Origin of the sequence: Halothiobacillus sp., assembly GCF_028710545.1 — a bacterium.
GTDB lineage: Bacteria > Pseudomonadota > Gammaproteobacteria > Halothiobacillales > Halothiobacillaceae > Halothiobacillus.
Map to the genome: position 1 here is coordinate 1 of NZ_JAQTTX010000089.1, position 5,226 is coordinate 5,226.

4 protein-coding genes are annotated in these 5,226 nt (G+C 59.8%); 1 reads left to right on the forward strand and 3 read right to left on the reverse strand.

The features are described 5' to 3' along the window. Positions 1 to 5: 5 nt before the first annotated feature. The gene (locus PHD44_RS12755) at positions 6 to 86 is read left to right on the forward strand and encodes a hypothetical protein (RefSeq protein WP_367182029.1); all 81 of its coding nucleotides are present in this window, start codon (positions 6 to 8) and stop codon (positions 84 to 86) included. 232 nt (positions 87 to 318) lie between these two features. Here the strand turns inward: PHD44_RS12755 and PHD44_RS12190 are convergent, their stop codons facing one another. The 3 genes from PHD44_RS12190 to PHD44_RS12200 all read right to left on the reverse strand — a co-directional run bounded on the left by PHD44_RS12190 (position 319) and on the right by PHD44_RS12200 (position 4,970). Continuing rightward, positions 319 to 3,435 carry an EAL domain-containing protein gene (locus tag PHD44_RS12190; protein WP_300192109.1) on the reverse strand — a complete coding sequence of 1,039 codons (3,117 nt, stop codon included), beginning with the start codon at positions 3,433 to 3,435 and terminating at the stop codon, positions 319 to 321. Further along, positions 3,435 to 4,361, reverse strand: coding sequence for a PhnD/SsuA/transferrin family substrate-binding protein (locus PHD44_RS12195; RefSeq protein WP_300192111.1), 927 nt, complete (start codon positions 4,359 to 4,361; stop codon positions 3,435 to 3,437). Before PHD44_RS12195 ends, PHD44_RS12190 begins: the two co-directional genes overlap by 1 nt. Positions 4,362 to 4,559: 198 nt before the next feature. Further along, the gene (locus tag PHD44_RS12200; protein ID WP_300192113.1) at positions 4,560 to 4,970 is read right to left on the reverse strand and encodes a hypothetical protein; all 411 of its coding nucleotides are present in this window, start codon (positions 4,968 to 4,970) and stop codon (positions 4,560 to 4,562) included. Positions 4,971 to 5,226: the final 256 nt, after the last annotated feature.

Sequence of the window (5,226 nt, forward strand, 5' to 3'; positions counted from 1 at the left end):
CCTGGTTGAAAGACACCCTCGAAAAACTACCCACCTGGCCCAACAGCCGCATCGATGAACTGTTGCCCTTCAGGCAGAAAGCATAAACGACCCATGTTTTACAGGTGGAGCGGTTGGACGCTTACAGAGGAAGGGCGCATTCGTTCAAAACGTGCTGACTCCCCCTCTTTGAAAAGGAGCGGCACACTCGTTAAAAAAATTCTGACTCCCCCCTTTGAAAAAGGGGGGTTGGGGGGATTTGCCGGGTCATATCCCCAAAATCCGGCAGGCTTATTAATAAATTCAATTGCTCAAGTAATTGATTATATTGTGATTTTTTCAGCCCAACGTCCGGCCCTTCGCGGCCTGCTTGCGCAGGAAGTCGGGCACTTCATCGGCCGGCATGGGCCGTGCCAGGAAATAGCCCTGGATGGCGTCGCAGCCCATTTCGCGCAGCAGCCTCAACTGCTGCGCGTTCTCCACGCCTTCGGCCACGGTTTTGAGGCCTAGTTGGTGCGCCAGCGCCACGATGGAAGCGATGATCGCCCGATCGTCCGCGTCCTCGACCATGTCGCGCACAAAGCTGGTGTCGATCTTCAGAGTGCACTTCGGCATGCTCTTGAGCCGCGTTAACGAGGAATGTCCGGTGCCGAAGTCGTCGATCGACAGATCAATCCCCAGTCGATGCAGTTCCTGCAGGCTCGTCAGGACGCCATTGTCATGGGTCATGATGGCGGTTTCGGTGATCTCCAGCCCCAGCCAGCAGGGCTTCGCCCCGACCCTGGCGAATGCCCGCTCGACGACTTCGATGAAATCGCCGCGAGCCAGTTGGGCGCCGTCCACATTCACGTCCAATAAGATCTTGGGTTGACCGGCCTCCTGCCAGGCGCGGCATTGTCTTAGCCCCTCGTCGAGCACCCATTTGCCGATGTCGATCATGAGATGACTTTCCTGAGCGACCGGCAAGAAGAGGGCGGGCGAAATCAGGCCGCGCTGCGGATGTTGCCAACGAATCAGCGCCTCCAGGGCGTAAATGCGCCCTGAATCCAGTTCCATCTTCGGCTGGTAGAACAGGCGCAATTCGCCTGCGCTCAGGGCGTGGCGTAACTCGTTTTCGAGGCGCAGCCGTTCCGTGGCTTCACTGACCAGATCCTGGCTGCCATACCGCCAGGTTTGTCCGCCGGCCTGTTTGGCGGCATACATGGCGGCGTCAGCGCTGCTCAGCAGGGTCGTGGCATCCAGGCCGTCGCGGGGATAGAAGGCGATGCCGATGGAAGCGCCTACAAACACCGATTCACCCCCGAAACCCGGCAGGTCATTGGCTCGCCCCAGCGAAGCCACCAGTTTTTCTGCGACGGCGGACGCCGCGTTGACATCGCTTAAGTCTTCGAGAAGAACCACGAACTCGTCGCCGCCCTGGCGTGCCACCGTGTCTGCATCGCGCAGCTCGGCGCGGATGCGACTGGCCACCTCGATCAATAACAGATCGCCTGCTTCGTGACCGAGCGTGTCGTTGACCTTCTTGAAGCCATCCAGATCGATGAGCATGACCGCAAGCAAGGCGCCCTTGCGCTGCGCACGCAGGATCGCCTGCTCCATGCGGTCGCTGAGGAGGCGGCGGTTGGGCAGATCGGTCAGAGGATCGTAATGAGCCAGGTGGAACAGCCGCGACTCTTTATCCTTCATGTCCGAAATATCGCTGGATGCCCCGATGAAGCCCGTGGTGTTGCCTTTGTCGTCCAGAATCGCAGAAATCGACAGCCACTGCGGGTAGATCGAGCCGTCCTTGCGCCGGTTGTAGATCTCCCCCTGCCAGACGCCGTTTTTCCGCAGTTCACGCCACATCTGCGCGTAAAACTCCCGCGGCTGACGTCCGGAGGACAAGATGCGCGGATTTTGCCCCAGCACCTCCGCCTCGCTATAGCCGGTCAGTCGGGTAAAGGCCGGGTTGACGGCTTTGATGAGCCCTTGGCTATCGGTGATGGTGATCCCTTCGGCCGCGGCGCGTAACGCGGCGTCGGCCTCTCGCAGACGCTGCTCGTGAGCCCGACGTTCGCGGATGTCGCTGAACAGGGTGACCTCGGCGGTGATCTCGCCGGCATCGATAATCGGCGAGGCGACGACGTCCACCGGAATCAAGCTGCCATCGCGCGCACGAAAGACCACATCCTCGCTGCGGTACACATGGCCTTCGCGCGTCGCTGCTTCGATCAGACATATGCTGTGGTCATCCGGCTGCCCCTTGGCCGAGGCATGGAACAGGCGGTGGGCGTTGCGCCCCAGCAGCTCGTGGCGCTTATAACCCAAGATGTGACTGGCGGATGGGTTGGCGTAGGTGATGCGCCCGGCGTGATCGGTCACGTAAATCCCCTGATCGACGTGTTCGCTCAAGGCCAACAGGCGCTGGCGGGTACGGCGCTGACGCAGCGCAACCGACGCCAGCAGGCCGATGAGCAGGCTGGCGATGGCAAATGCGGTCAGCATGGCGAGCCATTGATCCCTATACCCAGAATCTGGCGCGTAGGCGAGCACATAGGCGTCCACCCTGCCGTCGCTGCCGCGTACCGGCAGCCCATTGGCCAGGTAGCAGGTACCACCGGCAATGCAGGCTTCGTGGGCGAAGGGCTCGCCGCGCTGAATCGCCCTGCGTACCGTGCCTATCGTGCCGAGCTGCCGCTCCAGGGTGGCAACAGACGCAGGCAGGGTTTCCTTTTGCTCACCGAACAGCGGGTTGTCCAGATTTTCGGTCACGTAGTCGGGCGACAGGCTGGTGCTGGCGTAAGACGACTTGAACAAGGTGCTCGCCCCGTCGCCCTCCATGTCCAGCGCCTTCGTCAGTTCCTTGCGGCGTATCATGAAACGGACGAGGTCATCCTTGCCGATCTCGCGCGCCAGCAGACGGCGGATGGCGGTGAACGACAGACTCACCTCCATCACCGCAATGACCTTGCCGTTGTCTATGACCGGATACATATAACGAAAGCCCGACATCAGCCGACCGATCTCGAAGCGGGTCGCCGGCGCCTTGCTCTGCACCACCCGCTGAATCAGCGGACGGATGCCGTTCAGATCGTCACCGCTTAGCTCCGGTGCGTGCATGCGCAGCAGCACATGCCCGTCTGCCGAGGTGAACTGCATCTGGCGCACCTGCTTGGCGCGCAGCGTTTTGTATAAGGGGTAAAGCCTGCGGTACAGCAGGCCGCGTGCGTTGGCATCGCCGCCCTCGATCCGGCGCAGCAGGCGCAGGTTCTCAGGGTCGTTGAGTATCCATTGCGACACGACATCGGCGAACTCCTGGTACCCGAGGTTGATGCCTCGATAGGCCGATTTCAACTGAGTCTGGCTCAACGCCAGGCGCTGGTCGGTGAGATGGGTAAAGTAGCCGTAGAGCAGCCCGCCGGTCAGCAGGATGGCGCCGAAGGCGATCAGCAGGATTCGACGCAGCAGGCGATCCATCAAAAGTCGCCTAGCCGTTTGAGATCTTGGCGAATGCCGTCGTAATCCGAGTCATGGGCGACGACGCAGCCGTTGCGCATGGGCGATCCCCAGCTTTTGCGTTCCTCCGGCGTGGCTTCGAGCAGCGCCTGGCGGATCGCGTTCATCTGCGCGGTCGTCAAAGTACGTTGGTTGGCCACCAAGGCAAAGCCAGGAAATGGACCGATCTGATCGATGACATGAATCCCCAGACTGGCATAGCGGCGTGCGATGCTCAGCTTGACGCCAGCCACATCGAAGCGACCTTGCAAAACGCCCAGAATGGCCTGTTTGTGACTGTCGGCAAAAAAGCTTTGGTTGCCGTCTCCGTTCAGGCGACGCCCCGCACGTTTGAGCATCAGCGAGACGGCGAAGGGGCCGCAGGTGGACTGCGCTTGAGTCAGGCCGATGCGCTTGTTTTCAACCGTCTGGGGGCTGTTCAGCCCATCCGGCGCGAAGCCGACCAACGCGCACTCATAGCTGGCGCGGCCGTTGCTTTCGAGGAAATGCACCAGCGGCGCCACCTGGGCGTCCTTGCGCCGCAGTTCCACGTAGGGCAGCGGCCCAAGAAAGGCCAGATCGAGCCGGTTTTTTTCCAGCGATTCAAGAATGCCTTGATACTCAGGGATGTACTGCCAGCGAAAATGCAGCCCAGTCTTGCGTTCCAGATACCCCAACATCGGCAGGAACTGCTCGCGCAGCGTGCGCTCGTCAACCATAGGCAAGGGCGCAAAGCGGAGCGACGCCGACGATGTCGCCGTTGTTGTTGTCGTTGTCGCCGCAGCCGCCGCATAAGCGGTCTTGCCCGCCAGCGGATTCAGTAGCAGCGCGGCTGTAACCAAAAATCCAAGCACACGAACAACGCGCGCCGTAACCGCTTGCCACCGCCGATTTGTCGAACTGCTCATCGTCTTTGCATCCTTGGCAATCTACCTTGGCAGGATTGCTTGGTAATCTTCGGCCTCAACGGAATGGGGCTGATTTTCCAAAAGTCCGACTGGCTGCCGGATGGTTTTAAAACATCAGCAAACAATCAGGTGAAAAAAATCATAGCAAAAAATCCATCTGCACTGTTTGGATGGATTTGCAGCCGACAGATCCAGTTGCTAAGCAGAGAAATGCCGCAAGCTGTGCCCCTCATGCTGTAATGGTTCAAGGATTGTGCCAAGGTGGTATGAGGTAACGGGCAGAATGTCGTGGAAAACAAATAGTGCGGGTTGCTCGTCCGGTGCGTGCAGAATGCGCTGAATCTGACGTTCAATGGCACGAAGCCCGAAAACGGGTGCCGTATCGCCCACGGTCTGATCGCTTGCGATCCGATAGGCCAGTTCGGTCGCGGCTGTGGTCATGTTCGGGGTATCGAGCAGGAAAGGTGCGCGAAATGGCCGGGATGAGGTTGCGGGATTACAGCCAGCCGCCTCGGCGTGTACCGCCCAGCCGTGGATTTCCTCGCGCGCCGCATCCATTCGGCTGTAGGCGAGCCCAAGTATGATACGCCGTATGATTGCCGATGACATGCCCTTCGGTCGGAACGCGCGCCACCAGTTCGGGGTGACGTGCTCCCAAACCCGCTAATGGGCAGCCATCTGCGGGTTTTTCTTTTTGCGCGCGCGTTTTGGCACCAACCCGCCATCAAAACGCGTTATCCTTCCGCGCTGTTTATTTTTTCCAAGCTTCCCTCGTGATTAATTCCTTATGATTCAACTTCAATCCGTCAGTCTGCGGCGCGGCACCCAGTTATTACTTGAAAACGCCAACCTGACGCTCCAGCCC

Bases quoted from the DNA above. Each gene is read 5' to 3' on its own strand.
- PHD44_RS12195 (WP_300192111.1), bottom strand. From the start codon at position 4,361: ATGAGCAGTTCGACAAATCGGCGGTGGCAAGCGGTTACGGCGCGCGTT.
- PHD44_RS12200 (WP_300192113.1), bottom strand. From the start codon at position 4,970: ATGTCATCGGCAATCATACGGCGTATCATACTTGGGCTCGCCTACAGC.
- PHD44_RS12190 (WP_300192109.1), bottom strand. From the start codon at position 3,435: ATGGATCGCCTGCTGCGTCGAATCCTGCTGATCGCCTTCGGCGCCATC.